The 17,144-nt window shown below is 74.0% G+C and carries 16 protein-coding genes; 3 read left to right on the top strand and 13 right to left on the bottom strand.

What is annotated here, in order from left to right; all coding sequences use genetic code 11:
• Nucleotides 1-63: 63 nt before the first annotated feature.
• Both N8I86_RS30070 and N8I86_RS30065 read left to right on the top strand, forming a co-directional pair.
• Nucleotides 64-1,185 (top strand): amidohydrolase family protein, encoded by a 1,122-nt coding sequence (locus N8I86_RS30070; RefSeq protein WP_263279153.1) that lies wholly within the window; start codon nucleotides 64-66, stop codon nucleotides 1,183-1,185.
• Nucleotides 1,182-1,589, top strand: a complete 408-nt coding sequence (locus N8I86_RS30065; protein ID WP_158075362.1) for a metal-sulfur cluster assembly factor — start codon at nucleotides 1,182-1,184, stop codon at nucleotides 1,587-1,589. Before N8I86_RS30070 ends, N8I86_RS30065 begins: the two co-directional genes overlap by 4 nt.
• A gap of 216 nt (nucleotides 1,590-1,805) precedes the next feature.
• On the opposite strand, the gene N8I86_RS30060 is transcribed toward N8I86_RS30065, so the two are convergent.
• The 10 genes from N8I86_RS30060 to N8I86_RS30015 form a co-directional block, all read right to left on the bottom strand.
• A complete protein-coding gene (locus N8I86_RS30060; RefSeq protein ID WP_263279152.1) occupies nucleotides 1,806-2,414 on the bottom strand; it encodes an NADPH-dependent FMN reductase in 609 nt (202 codons plus the stop codon).
• 41 nt (nucleotides 2,415-2,455) lie between these two features.
• Complete coding sequence (locus tag N8I86_RS30055) at nucleotides 2,456-3,730, bottom strand: phytoene desaturase family protein (RefSeq protein ID WP_263279151.1); 1,275 nt, start codon at nucleotides 3,728-3,730, stop codon at nucleotides 2,456-2,458.
• Nucleotides 3,727-5,223: an aminotransferase class III-fold pyridoxal phosphate-dependent enzyme gene (locus N8I86_RS30050; protein ID WP_263279150.1), complete on the bottom strand. Its 1,497-nt coding sequence runs from the start codon at nucleotides 5,221-5,223 to the stop codon at nucleotides 3,727-3,729. The genes N8I86_RS30055 and N8I86_RS30050 overlap by 4 nt, the downstream gene beginning before the upstream one ends.
• Before the next feature lie 46 nt (nucleotides 5,224-5,269).
• Complete coding sequence (locus N8I86_RS30045; RefSeq protein WP_263279149.1) at nucleotides 5,270-6,151, bottom strand: methyltransferase domain-containing protein; 882 nt, start codon at nucleotides 6,149-6,151, stop codon at nucleotides 5,270-5,272.
• A 44-nt stretch (nucleotides 6,152-6,195) separates the two neighbouring features.
• Entirely contained in the window at nucleotides 6,196-7,299 is a 1,104-nt protein-coding gene (locus tag N8I86_RS30040) for a type III polyketide synthase (protein WP_263279148.1), read from the bottom strand.
• Nucleotides 7,296-7,775 carry an SRPBCC family protein gene (locus N8I86_RS30035; protein ID WP_073896978.1) on the bottom strand — a complete coding sequence of 160 codons (480 nt, stop codon included), beginning with the start codon at nucleotides 7,773-7,775 and terminating at the stop codon, nucleotides 7,296-7,298. Before N8I86_RS30035 ends, N8I86_RS30040 begins: the two co-directional genes overlap by 4 nt.
• Before the next feature lie 117 nt (nucleotides 7,776-7,892).
• Nucleotides 7,893-8,708 carry a bifunctional 2-polyprenyl-6-hydroxyphenol methylase/3-demethylubiquinol 3-O-methyltransferase UbiG gene (ubiG, locus tag N8I86_RS30030; protein ID WP_263279147.1) on the bottom strand — a complete coding sequence of 272 codons (816 nt, stop codon included), beginning with the start codon at nucleotides 8,706-8,708 and terminating at the stop codon, nucleotides 7,893-7,895.
• Nucleotides 8,708-9,922, bottom strand: a complete 1,215-nt coding sequence (locus N8I86_RS30025; RefSeq protein ID WP_263279146.1) for an acyl-CoA dehydrogenase family protein — start codon at nucleotides 9,920-9,922, stop codon at nucleotides 8,708-8,710. Before N8I86_RS30025 ends, ubiG begins: the two co-directional genes overlap by 1 nt.
• A gap of 5 nt (nucleotides 9,923-9,927) precedes the next feature.
• Complete coding sequence (locus N8I86_RS30020) at nucleotides 9,928-11,118, bottom strand: acyl-CoA dehydrogenase family protein (RefSeq protein WP_263279145.1); 1,191 nt, start codon at nucleotides 11,116-11,118, stop codon at nucleotides 9,928-9,930.
• Nucleotides 11,115-11,429 (bottom strand): acyl carrier protein, encoded by a 315-nt coding sequence (locus N8I86_RS30015; RefSeq protein ID WP_143050254.1) that lies wholly within the window; start codon nucleotides 11,427-11,429, stop codon nucleotides 11,115-11,117. Before N8I86_RS30015 ends, N8I86_RS30020 begins: the two co-directional genes overlap by 4 nt.
• A gap of 195 nt (nucleotides 11,430-11,624) precedes the next feature.
• Between N8I86_RS30015 and N8I86_RS30010 the strand changes: the two genes are divergently transcribed.
• Entirely contained in the window at nucleotides 11,625-13,136 is a 1,512-nt protein-coding gene (locus tag N8I86_RS30010; protein WP_263279144.1) for an MFS transporter, read from the top strand.
• A gap of 379 nt (nucleotides 13,137-13,515) precedes the next feature.
• Here N8I86_RS30010 and N8I86_RS30005 read toward each other — a convergent pair whose 3' ends face one another.
• From N8I86_RS30005 to N8I86_RS29995, 3 genes are all read right to left on the bottom strand, one after another.
• Entirely contained in the window at nucleotides 13,516-15,294 is a 1,779-nt protein-coding gene (locus N8I86_RS30005) for a fatty acyl-AMP ligase (RefSeq protein ID WP_263279143.1), read from the bottom strand.
• Nucleotides 15,295-15,320: 26 nt separating this feature from the next.
• A complete protein-coding gene (locus tag N8I86_RS30000) occupies nucleotides 15,321-16,115 on the bottom strand; it encodes a thioesterase II family protein (RefSeq protein ID WP_073896998.1) in 795 nt (264 codons plus the stop codon).
• A gap of 204 nt (nucleotides 16,116-16,319) precedes the next feature.
• A complete protein-coding gene (locus N8I86_RS29995; protein WP_263279142.1) occupies nucleotides 16,320-17,120 on the bottom strand; it encodes an AfsR/SARP family transcriptional regulator in 801 nt (266 codons plus the stop codon).
• Between the last annotated feature and the right edge of the window lie 24 nt (nucleotides 17,121-17,144).

Here is a 17,144-nt window from a genome sequence, read left to right as displayed (position 1 = left end):
CGCGCTCGCCCATGACCGCGCCGTGCGGTCCGCGCGTTCGCCTTGCCGTGACGGGAGACCCAGTTGATCGACAACATGTTCGTCATTGACGCCACCGTGCACCCGTACAACGTGGCGGACAGCAATCTGCGCAAGGACGGCGAGTTCCCCGACCTGCACGCGTTCGCGCTGCGGGAGATGCTCTGGGGCATGCACGAGCGCTTCGCGACCGCCGGCTCCGGCATCCCGCGCGAGGTGTTCTGCACCGACTGGCCGCCGGAGCTGCTCGCCTGGACCATGTTCACCGAGTCCGACGTGGACATGGCCGTCAACCACCGGCTGCGCATCGACGCCGTCTTCGAGGACGGTCTGTGCAACGGGGAGAAGAACCAGGTGCTGGCCGAGAAGTGGCCGCGCCGGATCGTGCCGTACGCCGGGATCAACCCGGCCCTCGGCATCGAGGCCTGCCTGCGGGACCTGCGCGAGCAGGTGGCGCGGGTGCCGGGCACCATCGGCATCAAGATGTACCCCAACGCCGGTTCCCCGGACGTCAGCTGGCGGCTCGACGACCCCGAGTTCACCCCGCTGTTCGAGCTGGCCAAGGAACTCGGCATAAAGATCGTCGCGTTGCACAAGATCGTGCCCAACGGCCTGGTGCCGCTCGGCCCGTTCGGGATCGACGACCTCGAGACCGTCGCCATCCGGCACATCGACCTCTCCTTCGAGATCGTGCACGCCGGCCTCCCGCCCTTCGTGGAGGAGGTCGCCATGGCGCTGATGCGGCTGCCCAACGTCTACGCCAACCTGGAGATCACCTCGGCGATCCTGGCGCACGGCATGGGGTACGTCGAGGAGGCGCTGGCCCAGCTGATCTCGCTCGGCGGCGCCGAGAAGATCATCTACGCCTCCGGCGCCCTGCACTTCCACCCGCAGCCGGTGCTGGAGAAGATGGCGCGGCTCACGTTCTCCGACCGCATCCTGGAGCGGTACGGGCTGGAGCAGATCACCCACGAGCAGCGGGCGGCGTTCCTCGCCGGCAACTACGCGCGCATCGCCGGGATCGACCTGGCCGCGGCGGCGGAGGCAGTGCGGGACGACGAGTTCGCCCGGCACCGGGCCGAGCACGGCGGCAACCGGCCGATGTGGACGTACTGGCGCGAGTCGCAGCCCGAGCTGTGGGCGGCGGCGGCCGGGGCCTCGGCGTGAGCGCCGCGGACCGGGCGGTCGCCACGGTCGCGACCGTCACGCCGGACCAGGTGCACACCGCGCTGGGCGAGGTGTACGACCCCTGCAGCCAGTCCTGGCAGCGGCCGATGAGCCTGGTCGACCTCGGCCTCGTACGCGATGTCGCGGTGGACGGCGAGGGCCGGGCCACCGTGCGCATCAGCCTGACCGCGCCGTTCTGCATGGCGGTTCCGGTGATCATGCAGTCGGTCGAGCAGAAGGTGGGCGCGGTCGACGGCGTCACCGGGGTGACGGTCGAACTCGACGGCGGCACGCTGTGGCGTCCCGAACTGATGACGGACAAGGGCCGCGCCCAGCTGGCGGCGGCCCGCACCGAGGACCGCCGCATGCTGCCCCTGACCCCGGTCCGGACGACCGCGGGCTAGTCGGCGCACCACCCACCGGCAGGCCGGGCACTCCCTGAGGGAACCGAGGGAGGGAGTGCCCGGCCCTCACCGTGTCCCGGACGCCGCAGGCACATGCCCGTGCCGTGTGTCGCCCGCTCCCGTCCGTGCGCCCCGCCGTCCGCCGCGGCGGACACGCCGCCGGCCCCCGAGCCGTTCCGGTGGGCTCGGGGGCCGGTCGCGGGTGGGGACGGCGGGCTACAGCGCGGCCCCCACCCCTGAGCCGACGGGTACGGCGGCCGCCTCGCAGCTGCGGCGCATGCGGGCGAAGTCGAGGACCTGGTCGGTGAGGATGTCGAGGCGGCGGGCGGCACGCGGGTCCGCGCAGGTGTCGGCGGCCGTGAACTCCGTGGCGGCGGACACCACCACGCCCATCGGCACCGCCCAGCCGCGCAGCGCCTGGGCCGAGGCGCGCAGGGAGGCCAGCGCGGAGGCGCCCGCCACCTCGTTCCACGCCACCGTGAGGCAGCCCACCGCGCGCCCGTCCAGGTAGCCGGGAGTGTCCTTGGCCAGGGCCTCGGTGTGGTCGAGCGCGTTCTTCAGCAGCCCGGACATGCCGCCGTGGTAGGTCGGGCTGGCCAGCAGGACACCGTCGGCGGCGCGCAGGGCGGCCAGCAGCCGCAGCTCCGCCGCCGACCTGACACCTGCTTCCGGGTCGTAGGGCGGCAGCGCCAGTTCGGGCCCGCACAGCAGGGTCACCTCGGCGCCCGCCCGGCGCGCCCGGGCGGCGCAGGTCCGCAGGGCGGCGGTGGAGACCGAGCCGGCACGCAACGAGCCGCCGAGGGCGGCGATACGGATCGGACGCATGACAACTCCGTTGGTCGGTAGGGGCCTTGTCTTCCCCGCGTTCACAGCCGCGCCGCCGCCTCCTCGGCCGCCCGCGCCCCGCTGAGCACGCACGCGTCGGCGAGCAGACCGCGCTGGCCGACCCAGTCGCCGGCGACGAAGACGCCCGGCCGGCCGGGGACCCGTGGTCCGGGCCGGCCGGGGAGGCCGCCCGTGCGGGCTTCGGGCACCGCGGTCATGGTGGTGATCCGGGGCAGGAACCGTTCATGGACCAGCACCTCGCGCCAGCCGGGCTGGCACAGGTCGAGCAGTTCGTCCAGCCGCTTGCGCACCTCGGTGGCGCCGAGACCGGACCCGTCGTCGTAGCGGGCGAGGTGGAGCACGGCGCCGCCGTCCGGCGCGAGGCGTGCGGTCTGGGACGCGACGGACAGGTAGAGGGGTTCGTCGACGCCGAGGACCAGGGTCCGGCGCGGGTCCGGCAGCCGGCTCAGGGCCACGTCCAGGCAGGCGGTGTGCAGGGGCCGGCCGGGCGGGCCGGCCGGTCCGGGCTCGTCCAGCAGGCGGTGCGCCGCGCGCTGCGGCAGTCCCGCCAGCACCACCGAGCGGGCGCGGATGCCGTGCCCGTCCGCGAGGGTCAGCCGCGGCCGTGCCCCGCCCTCGACCGCCGTGACCCGGCAGCCGGTGCGGGTCTCCACGCCCAGGGCGCGGGCGCGGCCGAGCAGCGCGTCCACCAGGGTGCGCCAGCCGCCGTCGACGTACGTCACCCCGCGCCGTACCCCGGCGAAGTGCGCGGCCAGCGCCCCGGCGTCGATCATCTCGGGACGGCCGGCGTAGGCGCTGACGCGCAGCACGGCGAAGGCCGCCTCCCGCGCCCGCTCGGTGGGCAGGCGGTCGGCGAGCCACCGCGCGGCATCGGTGCCGGCCAGGTTCGGGCGGCCGCGGGACAGGGCCAGCAGCCGGGCCACGGCGAGGCGTTCGCGGGGCGCGAGCAGTCCGGTGCGCAGCAGCGGGCCGGGGGCGGCGTAGCCGGGGTGCAGTGCGCCGTCGCGAAGGGCGAGAGAGCCGCTGAGGTCGGGTTCACCGCCCGGTACCCGCACGCCCAGGGCCCGCAGCTCGTCCCGTGTGGTCCGGTACAGCGCCCGGGGACCGAGGCCCAGCCGGTACCCCCGGTGGTCCGTGGTACGGGCCCGCCCGCCGGGTTCGCCGCCCGCTTCGAGCAGCAGCACCCGCCGGCCCGGTCCGGCGGTGCGGGCCAGGCGGACGGCGGTGACCAGACCGGTGAGCCCGGCCCCGACCACCACGGCGTCCGCCCGCTCGTCCGGGCCGGCGCCGGTCATGCCCCGTCGGCCCCGGGCAGGACGAACGGGAAGCCGTGGCGGCCGAGTTCGCGGGCCGAGTCGGTGACCGCGTCGACCAGGGAGTCCAGGTCCTCGGTGCTGTGCGCGCCGCCGGTGAACAGCATCGGCAGGCTGAGGGTGTAGAAGCCGCGCCGGCGGAGCATCAGGGTGAGCAGGAAGAAGGCGATCGGGTTCACCGCGCCGGCGAAGGCGCGGTAGTCGTCGTAGCTGTCCTTCTCCAGGAAGCCGAACGAGCCGATGAAGTCGCCGAATCCGACCAGGCGCAGCGGGATGCCGGTCTTCCCGCGGAACGCGGCCAGGCGCCGCTGGATGCCGTCGACCTTGGCCCGGGTCTCGGTGTAGTACGTGTCGCGCTGCTCGTGCAGCAGCCGCAGACTGGCGTACGACGCGGCCAGCGCGAGGTGGTTGCCGGCGTGGGTGGTCTGCACGCAGGTCTTGCGGCCGATGTCGGTGAGCGGCAGGCCGGAGGTCTGGGTGTGGTCGAGCAGGGCCGCCCGGCCGCCGACGGCGGACAGCGGGATGCCGAGCCCGCTGAGGACCTTGCCATAGGTGTACAGGTCGGCCTCGATGCCGAAGTGGGCGGCGGCGCCGCCGGGCCCGAACCGGAAGCCGGTGAGGACCTCGTCGAGGACGAACGGGATGCGCAGCGCCCGGCACCGCTCGGACACGGAGCGCAGCAGCGGGACGGTGTGCTCGACGAACGGGAACGAGGAGGACGCGGCCTCGGTGATCACGCAGGCGAGCTCGCCGCGGTGGCGCTCGATCAGTTCGACCGCGCGCACCGGGTCGTTGGGCAGGACGAGCAGGTCGCGCGGGTCGGCGAGGGGTACCCCGGTGAGCGCGGACTGCCGCTCGACGCCGCCGTCGGGGGCGTTGCCCGGGAAGGGGTGGGTCGGGTGGCCGTGGTACCAGAAGGCGGTGTTGTGCATGCCCAGGTCGTGCACACCGTGCAGGGAGCCCTCGAACTTGGCCACCATGCGCCGGCCGGTGTGCGCGCGGGCGAGCCGGATGGCGGCCGCGGTGGCGTCGGTGCCGGAGTTGAGGAACGCGAACTTCTCGCAGTGCGGCACGAACTCGCCCAGCAGGTCGACGAGTTGCTGCTCGACCGGGTGGCAGTAGCCGTTGCCGGTGGTCGCGGCGAGCTGTTCGGTGACGTACCGGACGACGGGCTCGGGACTGTGGCCGTGCAGTGCCTGGGCGCCGAAGCCGAGGTGGCAGTCGACGTAGGTGTTGCCGTCGGCGTCGAGGATGCGGCTGCCGTGCGCCTCGCGCGCCACGAGCGGGAACTGCGGGGAGTGGAAGGGCCAGAAGACATGGGTGGCGGCGTCGCGGGCGCGCAGCTTCTCGGTCGCGGCGGTCGAGGCCTGCTGGCGCTCGGCGAGCTCGGAGAACAGGTCGATCAGCCACTGCTGGGTGAGCAGTTCGGCGACCAGTGACTCGACGGACGCCGTGGGAGCGGCAGTTGTCGTCATCGTCGGCTCCAGGAGGGAACGGGAAGTCGGGTGGGTGGGCGCCGGTTCACAGCGGCTTGGTGGCGCGCAGCACGCCGTAGCGCATCACGCCGCGCTCGTACGCCTGCTTCATCAGCGGTACGGAGTTGAGGAAGCGGAAGATGTCCATGCCCTTGGCGCGGACCAGCTTCCAGATCATGGAGGGGTCGCGGACCACCGGCTTGACGATGTCGGTGGAGAGCTTCCAGGTGTCCCAGACCCGCTCGGACCAGTCGGCGGTGCGGACGCCGGTGAAGCCCAGCTCGTCGGCGAGGGCGCCGTACCGGTTCAGGGGCAGCACGTGGGAGACCACGAAGTCGCGGTAGATGCGGTGCAGCAGCCGGGTCTCGTCGGGCGCGAGGGCGTCGTCGCGGGCGCACCAGGTGGCGACCAGGAGCGTGCCGCCCGGCTTGAGGACGCGGTGGCACTCGGCGAGGAACGCCTTCTTGTCGGGCATCAGCTCGCAGCTCTCCAGCGCCCACACCACGTCGAAGGTGCCGTCCGGGTAGTCGGTGTGCATGGCGTCGACCAGGCGGAACCTGGTGCGGTCGGCGACCTTCGCCTCGGCGGCCTTGCTCTCGGCCCGGCCGATCTGCTCGGCGCTGATGGTGATGCCGTCGACCGTGCAGCCGAGCCGTCCGGCGAGGTGGACGGCGGAGGCGCCGATGCCGCAGCCGGCGTCCAGGATCCGGGCGCCCTCGGGCACGGGTCCGAACGCGATCAGCTCCTCCACGAGCCGCACCTGGGCGCCGTGCCGGCCGGGGTCGGGTTCTCCTTCGGCCCAGTACCCGTGGTGGATGTGCTCCCCCCACAGGTCCTCGTACAGCTCGATCAGCCCGTCGTAGTGGTCCTTGATCGCGGCGTGCAGGTCGGGGGTGGTCCAGCGCGGTTCGAGTGCGCTCGTCGTCATGAGGGTGTCCCATCGGTGTCGGAGGTGCGGGGTGCGCGGCGGGATCAGAAACGGACGAGCGCCGACTCCATGGTCAGCCCGGGGCCGAACGCCATCAGCACGGCGAGCTCCCCCGGCGCGGGCCGTGAGGTGCGCAGGATGCGGTCCAGGATCAGCAGGATGGTGGCGGAGGAGCAGTTGCCGTGCTCGGCGAGCACCGCCCGGGACGGGGCGAGCTGTTCGGGCGTGAGGTCGAGCTTCTCGCCGACGAAGTCGATGATCTTCGGGCCGCCGGGGTGCACGCCCCAGTGCCGCACGTCGCCGACGTCGAGGCCGTGCGGGGCGAGCAGCCGCTTGACGAACGGCTCGATGCTCTCGGCCAGGTAGAACGGCACGTACGGGGAGAGCGTCATGCGGAACGCGAGGTCCTCGATGTGCCAGCTCATGGCGTGGGTGGTCTCGGGGTGGGTCTCGGTGTGGGTGCCGAGGAACACCGGGCCGGGACCGCCGTCGTCGGCGCCGAGCAGGGTCATGGCGCCCGCGTCGCCGAACAGGGCGTTGACGACCGCCTGTTCGGCCGACACCTCGGGGCGGTGGTGGACGGAGCAGACCTCGGCGGAGCCGGCCAGGACCAGTTCGCCGGGGCGGGCGGCCAGCGCGTCGAAGGCGGTCTTGAGCACGTTGAAGGCGGCGTTGCAGCCCATGTGCCCGATGAAGGTGCGGCGCAGGTCCTGGCGCAGCTCGAACTCCTTGGCCAGCAGGATGTCCGGGGTGGGGCCCGCGTATCCGGTGCAGCTGGCCATCACGAACGTGCCGATGCGGTCCCGGAGTTCGTCCGCGCCCGCGTCCTCGAGCACCCCGCCCACCGTGCGCCGGCTCATGGCGAGGACGCTCTCCTCCCAGGCCGCCATGCGGGGCTTGATGGTGGGGAACCCGTCGGCGTAGGCGGTGCGCGGGTCCCAGGCCATGTGCCGCTGGGTGACCCCGGAGCCGCGGAAGATCTCCTCGGCCTTGGACACGTCCCGGTAGACCTCGCGGTAGTACGTGTCGAAGGCGCTCGCCTGCGGGACGACGGTGTCGGGTGCGGCGGTGCGCAGGGCCAGCAGTCTGGCCACCCCGCGGGCGGCGGTCCGTCCGGCGGCGTCCGGCGCCTCGGTCGCGGTCGTCATGCCGCCGCCCTCGCGCCCGATTCCAGCCGGCCCTTGATGGCGGCGAGGAACCCCTCGGTGACCTCGTCGCTCTGCTGCCGGGCGAACGGCTCGACCAGCGGCAGCACCACGGGCGCGATGTCGACGTCGGCCTCGGAGCGGGTGTCGATCTCCAGATAGGTGGTGCCGGGCCCGGTGCCGGGGGTGGTGCGGAACTCGCCCCAGGAGCGGAAGTTGTGCGTGCCGACCGGTTCCCAGCGGATGCGGGCGGGGTCGCCGGTGTCGAAGCGGGTGCGGTGGTCGGGGGTGTGGCTGACGGCTCCGTTGGAGATGGTGGCCAGCACGTAGTGGTAGACGTCGTCGCCCTCGGCGGTGAGGCTCTCCACGCCCGGCATCAGCAGGCCGCAGCCCACCACGTCGAGCAGGAGCCGTCGTACGGCGTCGGGTGCGGCCCCTATTTCGGTGCCGGCGAGGCTGGCGGAGCGTATGGAGACCATGGGTGTCCTGTCCTTGGCGAGGTGCTTCGCGGGGTCCTGGGCGAGGGGCCCGCCGCCGGCCCCTCGCGGGGCGGTGGGGGCGGTGCGGGGCGGGCGCGGGGCCGGTGGGGGCCTGCGTCAGCCGGCGTCGGCGTCCGGCGTACCGGATTTGACGGCGTGGCCGATGTAGCTGGCCGAGACGTCGCCGGTGAGGGTGAACTCGCCCAGCCGCCGGTGGCGCAGCAGGCCGGGCAGCAGCGCGGGGAGCGGGCGGGCCGGGCCAAGGCCGCGGGTCTCCGCCAGCCGCATCCCGGCGCGGCCGAGGAGGCCGTGCAGTTCGGCGGGGCGGATGAACATCTTCCAGTTGTGCGTGCCCGGCTTGATGATGCCGAGCAGTCTCTCGGCGACCAGGATGAGCAGCAGGTAGCTGCGGATCGTCCGGTTGACGGTGTCGAAGAGCAGGACCCCGCCGGGGACGAGGAGCCGCTCGATCTCGGCGAGCGCGGCGGGCAGGTCGTGGAAGTGCTCCAGCACGTCGGAGGCGACGACCGCCTCGGCGCAGCCGTCCGGCAGGCCGGTGCCGTAGGCGGAGCCGACCCGGTAGGTGACGTCGACGCCGGAGGCCGCCGCGTGCCGCCGGGCCGCCTCGACGGTGCCGGGCGACAGGTCGATGCCGGTGACCCGGTAGCCGCGGGCGGCGAGGTTCTCGGCGACCAGGCCGCCGCCGCAGCCCAGGTCGACGACGCGGATCGTGCCGGGCGGGCGGCCGTGGTGGCGGGCCTTGAGGATCCGGTCGAAGTAGCCGGTGCGGGCCGGGTTCATCTCGTGCAGGGCCCGCAGCGGTCCCTCCGTGTTCCACCAGTCGTCGCCGACCTCTTCGTAGTACTCGTTGTCGATCGGCACCCGGCCGGGGTCCAGTGCGCCGGTGCGGTCCGGGCTCGTGGAGGTCGCCATCACACCCACCTCGGGGTCTCGACCGGGCTGATGCCCAGGGTGGCCTTGCCGATGAACTCGCGGGCCATGTCGTTGGTGAAGGGCAGCAGCGGGCCGGCCTTGACGTCCCGCCAGATCTGGCCGATGCGGGAGCCCTCGCGGATGCCGGAGCCGCCGATCACCTCGAAGGCGGTGGCGACGACGTGCTCGGCCTCGTTGGTGATGTAGTACTTCGGTACGCAGGTGTCGGCGACGAAGGCGGGCAGGTCCTCGCCCGGGTCGACGTGCCGGGTGGCGTACTCGGTCAGCAGGGCGTCCATGGTGGCCAGCGAGGAGCGCATCCGGGCCACCGCGAACTGGATGCCGGGCAGCCGGGCGAGATCGGCGACGGCGGTCGTGGACCGGCCGCGGGTGCGTTCGACGGCGAGCGTGTACGCCCGCTCGGCGAGCCCGAGGAAGACGGCCGCGAAGCAGTAGTGACCCCACTGCTGGCGCGCCATCACGAACAGCGGGGTCAGTCCGTCGGGGAACACCGAGTCGTCGGCGTCGACGCGCAGTCCGTCGAGCCGCAGCGAGTGCGAGCCGGTCATCGGCAGCGCGAAGCCGCTCCAGGGCGCGACCACCTCGATGCCCCGCTCGGGCTTCTCGACGAAGAACGCGGCGAGGTTGAAGGGCGGTTCCAGGTGCTCGTCGTCCAGGCCCGCCGTGACCACCAGGTGGGTGGCCGCGTCGTAGCCGGTGGCGAAGTGCTTGAGCCCGTCCAGGACGAAACCGTCCGGGACGCGGCGGGCCGTGGTCGAGGGCCGCACCCAGTTGCCGCCCGAGCCCTCGTCGGTGAACGGCCCGACGACGAACGCGCCGTCGCGGACGGCGCCGAACATCCGCTCGCGCACGGCCACGCTCAGGTCGCTGCGCATGGAGCCCGTCAGCACGGCGTGGATGGCGAGGGTGAACGCGGTGGAGCCGCAGCCGCCGGCGATGATCCGCAGCAGCCGGGTGTTCTCCTCCAGGGTGGCCTCCAGACCGCCCATGTCCCGGGGGACGTTGACCGCGGTGACGCCCGCCTCGACGAGGTCCCGGATGTTGCGGCCGACGAACTCGCCGGAGTCGTACCCGTCCGTCGCCCGCTCCTCGAACCGGGCGGCGAGCGCGCGTGCCGTCATCTCCAACCGCGCCCAGCGGGCGTCCCGTTCGGCGTCGTCGACGGCGATGGTGTCCTGTACGGCGGTGGCCATGGTGTTCAGCCCTCCCAGCGGGGTTCGGCGAAGACCGGCACTCCGAGCGCGTGCTTGCCCGCCCATTCGGCGGTCACGTCGGAGTTCGGCGGGACGAGCAGCCCGGCCACCACGTCCCGGTAGGCGCGCTGCAGCGGGTGCCCGGACAGCAGCGCGGAGCCGCCCTGGACCTGCATCGCGAGGACGACCACCTCGTGCGCGAGGCGGGCCACGCTGTTCTTCATCACGCTCATCTCGATGTAGTGGCCGAGCGGGTCCGCGGCGATCGCGGTGTCGTGGTCGGCGCGCACCGCCTGGTACAGGTGCGCCTCGGCCGCCGCGAGCCGGGTCCTCATCTCGGCGATCCGGAACTGCACACCCGGCAGATGGGCCACGGTCCGGTCGAGGACGTGCAGGGTGCGGCCGCGCTGCTCGCGCACCACCTGCTCCAGGGCGCCGCGGGCGATGCCGAGGAACACGGAGGCGAAGCTGCACCAGGCCCAGTGGACGCCCTGCATGAACATCAGCGGCAGCGCGCCGGGCCGGCCGACCATCCGGTCCTCGGGCACGAACAGGTCGTCCAGCAGCAGGGAGTGGCTGCCCGTGGCGCGCATGCCGGCCGCGTCCCACTCCGCGGTGACGGTGACCCCGCGCTCCGGCTTGGGCACGAGGAAGCCGACGGGCTCGGGCAGTCCGCGGTCGTCCGTGCGGGCGGCGGAGAGGAAGAGCAGGTCGGCGGCCGGGAATCCGGTGAAGAAGCCCTTGCGCCCGTTGAGCAGGTAACCGCCCTCCACGGGCTCGGCCTTGGTGGTGGGGTGCCACCAGTTGCCGCCGACACCGGGCTCGCTGAACCCGCCGGCGATGACCGCGCCGTCCTGGGCGATCGCCCGGTAGGCGCGCTCGGCGGCGGGGCCGCCGATGCCCGCGATCATCGCGATGCCGTGCACGTGCATGTTGACCGCGAAGGAGGTGCTCGCGCAGCCGGTGGCCAGCGTCTCCTGGGCCCGGCACAGCTCCTCCAGGCCCGCTCCCCCGCCGCCGTACTCGCGGGGCACGGTCATCGCGGTGTAGCCGGAGGCGACGAGCTCCGCGAAGTTCTCGTGCGGGAAGCTGGCCTCCGCGTCGTGCCGCGCGGCCCGCTCGGCGAACCGGCCGGCCAGTTCGGCGGCGAGGGCCACGTAGTCCGTACGGGCCGGCGCCTGCGTCGTCACGGTCATCGCGCGCTCCCCGCCACCAGCGGCTGCCCCGCGTCCTCGGGCAGCACCATGGACAGGTAGCGGACGAGGCTGCCGACCGTGTCGCCCTCGGCGCGGGTCGCCAGCGCCAGCCAGTCCGCGATCTCGACCTCCCCGTACACCTCCCGGATGCGCTCGAAGAGTTCGGCGAGCTCCACCGAGTCCAGGCCGAGGTCGCCGGTGAGCCGGGAGCGCTCGGTGACCTGCCGGCCCGCGGTCTCGGGGCGTACGGCGACGAGTTGCTCGATCAGGGTCGTCATGAAGGCTTGCGCCCGGTCGTCCTGCACATCCACTCCTGGAAGTCCTCGAAGCCTCGGAAGGTCGCTGCCTGTGGGTGCCTGCGGCGATCCATGCTCGGGGCGGCGGCTGTAGCGGCGGTTGCGCCACCGGCCGGAAATCGCTCAACCACGCCTTCAGGGCCGGACGGCAGGCTGTGGCCGGGCGCACGGCGTCGTGGCGCTCTCCCGCCGGCCCGAGAGGAGATCCGCATGCAGGACGCGACGGAGTCGTACGGGAGGCAGGCGTCCGCACTGCCCTCACCGCCGGACCCGCGCCGCTGGTGGATGCTCGGAGTGCTGTCCCTCGCCCTGTTCCTGATCATCCTCAACAACGGGCTGCTCAACGTCGCGCTGCCCAGCCTGATGCGGGACCTGCACGCGGGCATAGGCACCACCCAGTGGATCGTGGACGGCTACGCGCTGGTCTTCGCGGCCTGCCTGCTCACCGCGGGCACGCTGTCCGACCGCTACGGCCGCAAACGGGCCACGCTCCTCGGTGCCGCCCTGTTCGGCGTGGGCACGCTGATCGCGCTCGCGGCGCGGGACGCCGGGCAGCTGATCGCGGCCCGGACCGTGATGGGCGTGGCCGCGGCGCTCGTGATGCCGGGCACCCTGTCGATCCTGGTGAACGTGTTCCCGGAGGCCGAGCGGCCCCGGGCGATCGCGGTGTGGGGTGCCACCTCGGCGCTGGGCGTGGCCGCGGGCCCGGTGCTCGGCGGCGCCCTCGTCGCCCACTTCTGGTGGGGTTCCGTCTTCCTGGTGAACCTGCTGCCGGTGGCCGTCGTCCTGGTGGCCGGCGCGCTGCTGCTGCCGGAGTCGGCGGCGCCCGTGCCGCGTCCGGCGGACCCGGTGGGGGCGGTGCTGGGCTCGGCGGCGATGGTGGGCCTGGTCTACGGCGCGATCCACGCCTCGGGCGAGGGGTGGACGTCCGCGCCGGTGCTCGGCTCGTTCGCGGCGGCGCTGCTCGCCGGTGCCGGGTTCGCCGGGTGGGAGCGGCGGCACCCGAGTCCCATGGTGGACTTCGCCCTGCTGCGCCGTCCCGCGTTCCTCGGGGCGGGCGCGGGCAACATGCTGCTGTTCAGCGGCATGTCCGGGACGCTGTTCGTGCTGACCCAGTTCCTCCAGTCCGGGCTGGGCTACAGCCCGCTGCGGGCCGGCCTCTCGGTGGCTCCCGTGGCGGTCGCCGTGGGCGCCGGCTCGGCCCTGTCGCCGTGGGCCGCCCGCCGCACGGGCCCGCGCGGCGCGGTGGCGGGCGGTCTGGCGGTCAGCGCCCTGGGCATCCTGTCCCTGGCCCGGGCCGACAACTACCCGGGCGTCCTGCTGAGCCTGTGCCTGATGGGCACCGGCGTGGGTGTGGCGCTCGCGCCCGCGACGGACGCCGTGCTGGCCCTGGTCCCGCCGGAACGCTCGGGCAACGCGGCCGCGCTGAACGACACCATGCAGGAGCTGGGCAACGCGCTGGGCGTGGCGGTCGTCGGCACGGTCCTGGCCCGCGAGTCGGGCTCCCACCTCACCGGCGGTGCGCCGGGCGACCGCGTCGCGGCAGCCGCCCCGGCGGGCTTCACGGCGGCCGCCGCGATCGTCGCGCTGGGCGCCGTCCTCTCAGCCGTCCTGCTGAAGGGCCCGGCCCGTGAACCCGCCCCGGCACCGGTCTCCGCAGCAGACTCCGAGGAGGGAACACCGCCCCGGCCACCGACCGCACACCGGGACGCGGCCGCGTAGGCGACGCCGCCGGACCGGCGGGCGAAGCGCCGTTGCCCCCCCCCGGGCCCGACGCCTGCCGAGCCCCCGGTCCGCGATGCGCGGGGTGTCGTGCCGCGGCGGGGGCGGATCCGATCGAGCCGGCGTGCGCGGACGTGCCGTCACGAGGTCGTCCATCTCGTTCGCGCGGCCCGCCGACAGTCGCCCGGTCCATTCCTCGCCACCGGCCGCCGCGTCGGGCGGACGCCCCTCACCAAGGCGGGTTCCCGCGACCGCCGCTCCCCCGCACCGCAGGCGGCACCGAGCGCGGCACCGGGCCCCCGGCCCGGAACGAGGGTGCCGTTCCGGGCCGGGGGCCCGAGGGGGTGCCGTCTGCCTGTGCGGGCGCGGTGGCCGGTGGTCAGCCGACCGTCGCCGCCGTCCGCTCGGCCGGCGGCCGGACGTCGGCCTCGAGGACCGCGTACAGCGGCTCGATCGCGCCGGTCAGGAACAGCTTCCGCATCAGCGTGCGCTGGATCTTCCCGCTGGTCGTACGGCGGACCGTGCCCGGCGCGACCAGCAGGACGTTGCCCGCCGGCACCGCGCACTCCGCGGCGACCGCGTTCTGCACCCGCTCGACCAGCAGCGGCCCGTGTTCCCCTGCGGCGGCGTCGAGGGCGGCGCCGGCGACCTCCTGGACGACGACCAGACGTTCCCGTCCGGCGCCGCCCGCCTGCACCGCGAAGGCGGCGCCCGTACCGAGCACCGGGTCCGCCGCGCGGGCCGCGGCCTCCACGTCGTGCGGATAGATGTTCCGGCCGTTGACCAGGATCATTTCCTTGAGCCTGCCGGTCACGTACAACTGCCCGTCGCTCAGGGCGCCCAGGTCCCCTGTGCGCAGCCAGCCGCCGCCCGCCGGGCCCGCCTCCTCCGCCGTCCGGGCCCCGAAGGTCTCCGCCGTGGCATCGGGCCGGGCCCAGTAGCCGTCGGCCACGCTCGCCCCGCGCAGCCAGATCTCCCCGACACGTCCGGGCGCCAGGGTGCGCGCGGTCTCCGGGTCGACGATCCGCACCTCGAAGTCCTCGGGGCTCACCACCCCGCTGCTGACCAGCGTCCGGCCCGCCGTCCCCGTTTCCGGGGCGCGGAGTTCGCCGTTCTCCAGGGCCGCGGCGTCGACGGTCCGGGTCGTGGGCCGGATGCCGCGCGGGGTGCCCGACACGAGCAGGGTGGTCTCGGCCATGCCGTAGCAGGGGAAGAAGACCTCGGCCCGGAAGCCCGCCGGGGTGAACCGCCGGGTGAACGCGTCGATGGTGTCGGCCCGTACCGGTTCCGCCCCGTTGCAGGCCCGCTCCCAGCTGGACAGGTCGAGCCGGGGCAGGTCGGCGTCCTTGACCCGCCGTACGCACATGGCGTACGCGAAGTCGGGTCCGCCGCCGATGGTGATCCGGTGGTCGCCGACCATCTCCAGCCAGGCCGCCGGCCGGCGCAGGAACGAGCCCGGGTCCATGAGAGCGGCCCGGGCGCCCAGCCACAGCGGCTGGAGCACGTGCCCGATGAGACCCATGTCGTGGTAGAGCGGCAGCCAGCTGCCGAAGCAGTCGTCGGCGCCGGAGCCGAGGGCCCGCTGGATGGCGGCCTCGTTGGCCATCAGGTTGCGGTGGGAGACCATCACGCCCTTGGGCGCGCTGGTCGAACCCGAGGTGTACTGCAGGAAGGCGAGGTCGTCGGGGCGCAGTCCGGGGTTCCGCCACCCGCTCGCATCCCCCACCGGGCCCGCGTCGGTGGCCAGGCAGGGCACCCGCTCGGGGCCGGTGCCCGCCAGCCAGGACTCGACGGCGGCGGCGTGCCGGGAGGTGGTGAGCACCGCCCCGATCCGTGCGTCGGCGGCGATCCGGGTCAGCCGGTCGAAGTGCCGTTCGCGGTCGGAGGGCAGAGGCGCGGGGACGGCGACCGCACCCGCGTACAGGCAGCCGACGAAGGCCGTGACGAAGGACAGGTCCGAGGGGTGGAGCAGCAGCACCTGCCGTCCGCTCAGCCCCCGTTCCTGGAGCCAGGAGGCGATCCCCCGGGCCCGCCGGTCGAGTTCGGCGTACGAGAGCCGGTCGTCGCCGTCGTCCCGGACGAAGGTGAAGGCGGGGGCGTCCCCGCGGTCCGCAGCTCTGGCGAGAACGCGGTCGGTGTACGTTTCCTGAGCTGTCATCGTGTCCCTCCGGGGGCCTTGCGTCGTCAGGCGGACAGGGCGCCCGCGAGCACCGGCGCGTAGGCGTACTGGCGGATGACGGCGGCGAGTTCGCGCAGGAAGCCGTCCTCGTGGGCGCGCATGAAGAAGTGCCCGCCGGGCATGACCCGCACCTCGCAGCCGCGTCCGGCGTGCCGCCGCCAGGCGACGACTTCCGGCACCGACACCAGGCGGTCGCGCGCGCCGACGAACAGATGCAGCGGCACCCGGATCGAGTCGGCGTCCGCGCCGACGGACGCGGTGCACAGCAGCAGGTCGTCACGGGCTATGGGCAGCAGCGCGGCGAGGAAGTCGGGGTGGTCGAGGATCACCCGCGGGATACCGCCCAGCGCGGCCAGTCCGGCGACCAGTTCCTCGTCGCTGGCGCCCGGGTCGGCGATCTCCGGTGCGGGCAGGTGGGGGGCGCGGTAGGAGCTGAGGGCCAGGGCGAGTGGCAGGGGCGCGCCCCGCGACTGCCGGCGGGCGGTCAGCGCGTAGGCGATCAGGGCGCCCATGCTGTGCCCGTAGAACACGTGCGGGTGCTCCAGTTCGGCGTCGAGTTCCTCGTCGAGGTCGGCGACGAGCGCGGCCAGGTCGGTGAACCGGGGCTCGGTCATCCGGCCCTCACGGCCGGGCAGATGGACGGGCAGCACCTGGGCGCCGGCGGCGTGCACGTCGAGACCGCGCTGCCAGCGCCGGTAGGCGGAGGCGCCACCGCCCGCGTACGGGAAGCAGAACAGCCGCACTCCGGCGTCATCGGGGTCCAGTTCGGACGGGGATGTCTGGGACAGGTAACGCGTCATTCCGTTCCGCCTCGGGCTAGTCCGACGTCGGTGGCCGGCCGGGGCCGGTCCGCGCCGCGCGGCCGACCGCGGCCGGCCGGCGCGGGGGCGGACGTCCGTGCCCGGGACGCGGACACGGGCGGATCACCTGCCCGACCGGCCGGACGCCTTCGGCTCGCGGTCGAGCAGGCCCCGGCAGGCACGCCCCGAGGGTGGCGGGAACCGCTAAAAAACAGCCAAACCGGCGGCGGGCGACTCCAGGGCGGGGTCGTCGCGGAGGATGGCGTGATGCAGCCGCTGGAGCCGCTGCGAGGGCTCGATGCCGAGTTCACCGACCATGGCCGCGCGCAGCCGCCGGTACACCTCCAGCGCCTCCCCGGAACGGCTGCTGCGGTGCAGGGACAGGATCAGCAGGGCGTGCAGGCTCTCCTGCAACGGATAGCGGGCCGTCAGCACGCCGAGTTCGCCAATGAGTTCGGTGTGCCGTCCGAGCAGGAGGTACGCGCTCATCCGGCTCTCCAGGGCGCCGCGGCGGGCCTCGTCGAGCCGGCGCACCTCGGTCTCCAGCACCGGTCCGGTCCGTACGTCGACCAGTGCGGGGCCCCGCCACACGGCGAGGGCCTTGTCCAGCAGCGCCGCCGCCTCCTCGGCCTCGTGGCGGGCGAGGGCCTGCTGCCCGCGGACCGTCATCCGCTCGAACTCCCGGGCGTCCACGTCCGCGCCGGGCAGGCCGAGGACGTAGCCCGTGTGGGTACGGCTCAGCACCTGCTTCGCGTCCGGCCCGCCGGCCGGGGCGAGTGCGGCGGCCAGGGCGCGCCGCAGCTGCTTCACATAGGTCTGCACCACCGCCGTGGGGCAGCCGGGGGTCGCGTCGCCCCAGAGTTCCTGCACGATGGTGCCGACGGACACATGCCTGCCGAGGTTGGACGCGAGCAACGCGAGCACCTGTCTCGGCTTGGCCGCGCTGGGCACGAGGGACGTTCCGTTCACCCTCACCACGAGCGGCCCGAGGATTCCTACCTCCATCTCCGCAGCTCCTTCCACGCCGTC

Origin of the sequence: Streptomyces albidicamelliae, assembly GCF_025642175.1 — a bacterium.
Classification (GTDB): Bacteria; Actinomycetota; Actinomycetes; order Streptomycetales; family Streptomycetaceae; genus Streptomyces; species Streptomyces albidocamelliae.
This window is presented reverse-complemented; position numbering and strand designations above follow the sequence as displayed.

Bases quoted from the DNA above. Each gene is read 5' to 3' on its own strand.
- N8I86_RS30000 (WP_073896998.1), bottom strand. From the start codon at position 16,115: ATGACGCGTTACCTGTCCCAGACATCCCCGTCCGAACTGGACCCCGAT.
- N8I86_RS30010 (WP_263279144.1), top strand. From the start codon at position 11,625: ATGCAGGACGCGACGGAGTCGTACGGGAGGCAGGCGTCCGCACTGCCC.
- ubiG (WP_263279147.1), bottom strand. From the start codon at position 8,708: ATGGCGACCTCCACGAGCCCGGACCGCACCGGCGCACTGGACCCCGGC.
- N8I86_RS29995 (WP_263279142.1), bottom strand. From the start codon at position 17,120: ATGGAGGTAGGAATCCTCGGGCCGCTCGTGGTGAGGGTGAACGGAACG.
- N8I86_RS30045 (WP_263279149.1), bottom strand. From the start codon at position 6,151: ATGACGACGAGCGCACTCGAACCGCGCTGGACCACCCCCGACCTGCAC.
- N8I86_RS30005 (WP_263279143.1), bottom strand. From the start codon at position 15,294: ATGACAGCTCAGGAAACGTACACCGACCGCGTTCTCGCCAGAGCTGCG.
- N8I86_RS30060 (WP_263279152.1), bottom strand. From the start codon at position 2,414: ATGCGTCCGATCCGTATCGCCGCCCTCGGCGGCTCGTTGCGTGCCGGC.
- N8I86_RS30040 (WP_263279148.1), bottom strand. From the start codon at position 7,299: ATGACGACCGCGACCGAGGCGCCGGACGCCGCCGGACGGACCGCCGCC.
- N8I86_RS30055 (WP_263279151.1), bottom strand. From the start codon at position 3,730: ATGACCGGCGCCGGCCCGGACGAGCGGGCGGACGCCGTGGTGGTCGGG.
- N8I86_RS30050 (WP_263279150.1), bottom strand. From the start codon at position 5,223: ATGACGACAACTGCCGCTCCCACGGCGTCCGTCGAGTCACTGGTCGCC.
- N8I86_RS30025 (WP_263279146.1), bottom strand. From the start codon at position 9,922: ATGGCCACCGCCGTACAGGACACCATCGCCGTCGACGACGCCGAACGG.
- N8I86_RS30020 (WP_263279145.1), bottom strand. From the start codon at position 11,118: ATGACCGTGACGACGCAGGCGCCGGCCCGTACGGACTACGTGGCCCTC.
- N8I86_RS30035 (WP_073896978.1), bottom strand. From the start codon at position 7,775: ATGGTCTCCATACGCTCCGCCAGCCTCGCCGGCACCGAAATAGGGGCC.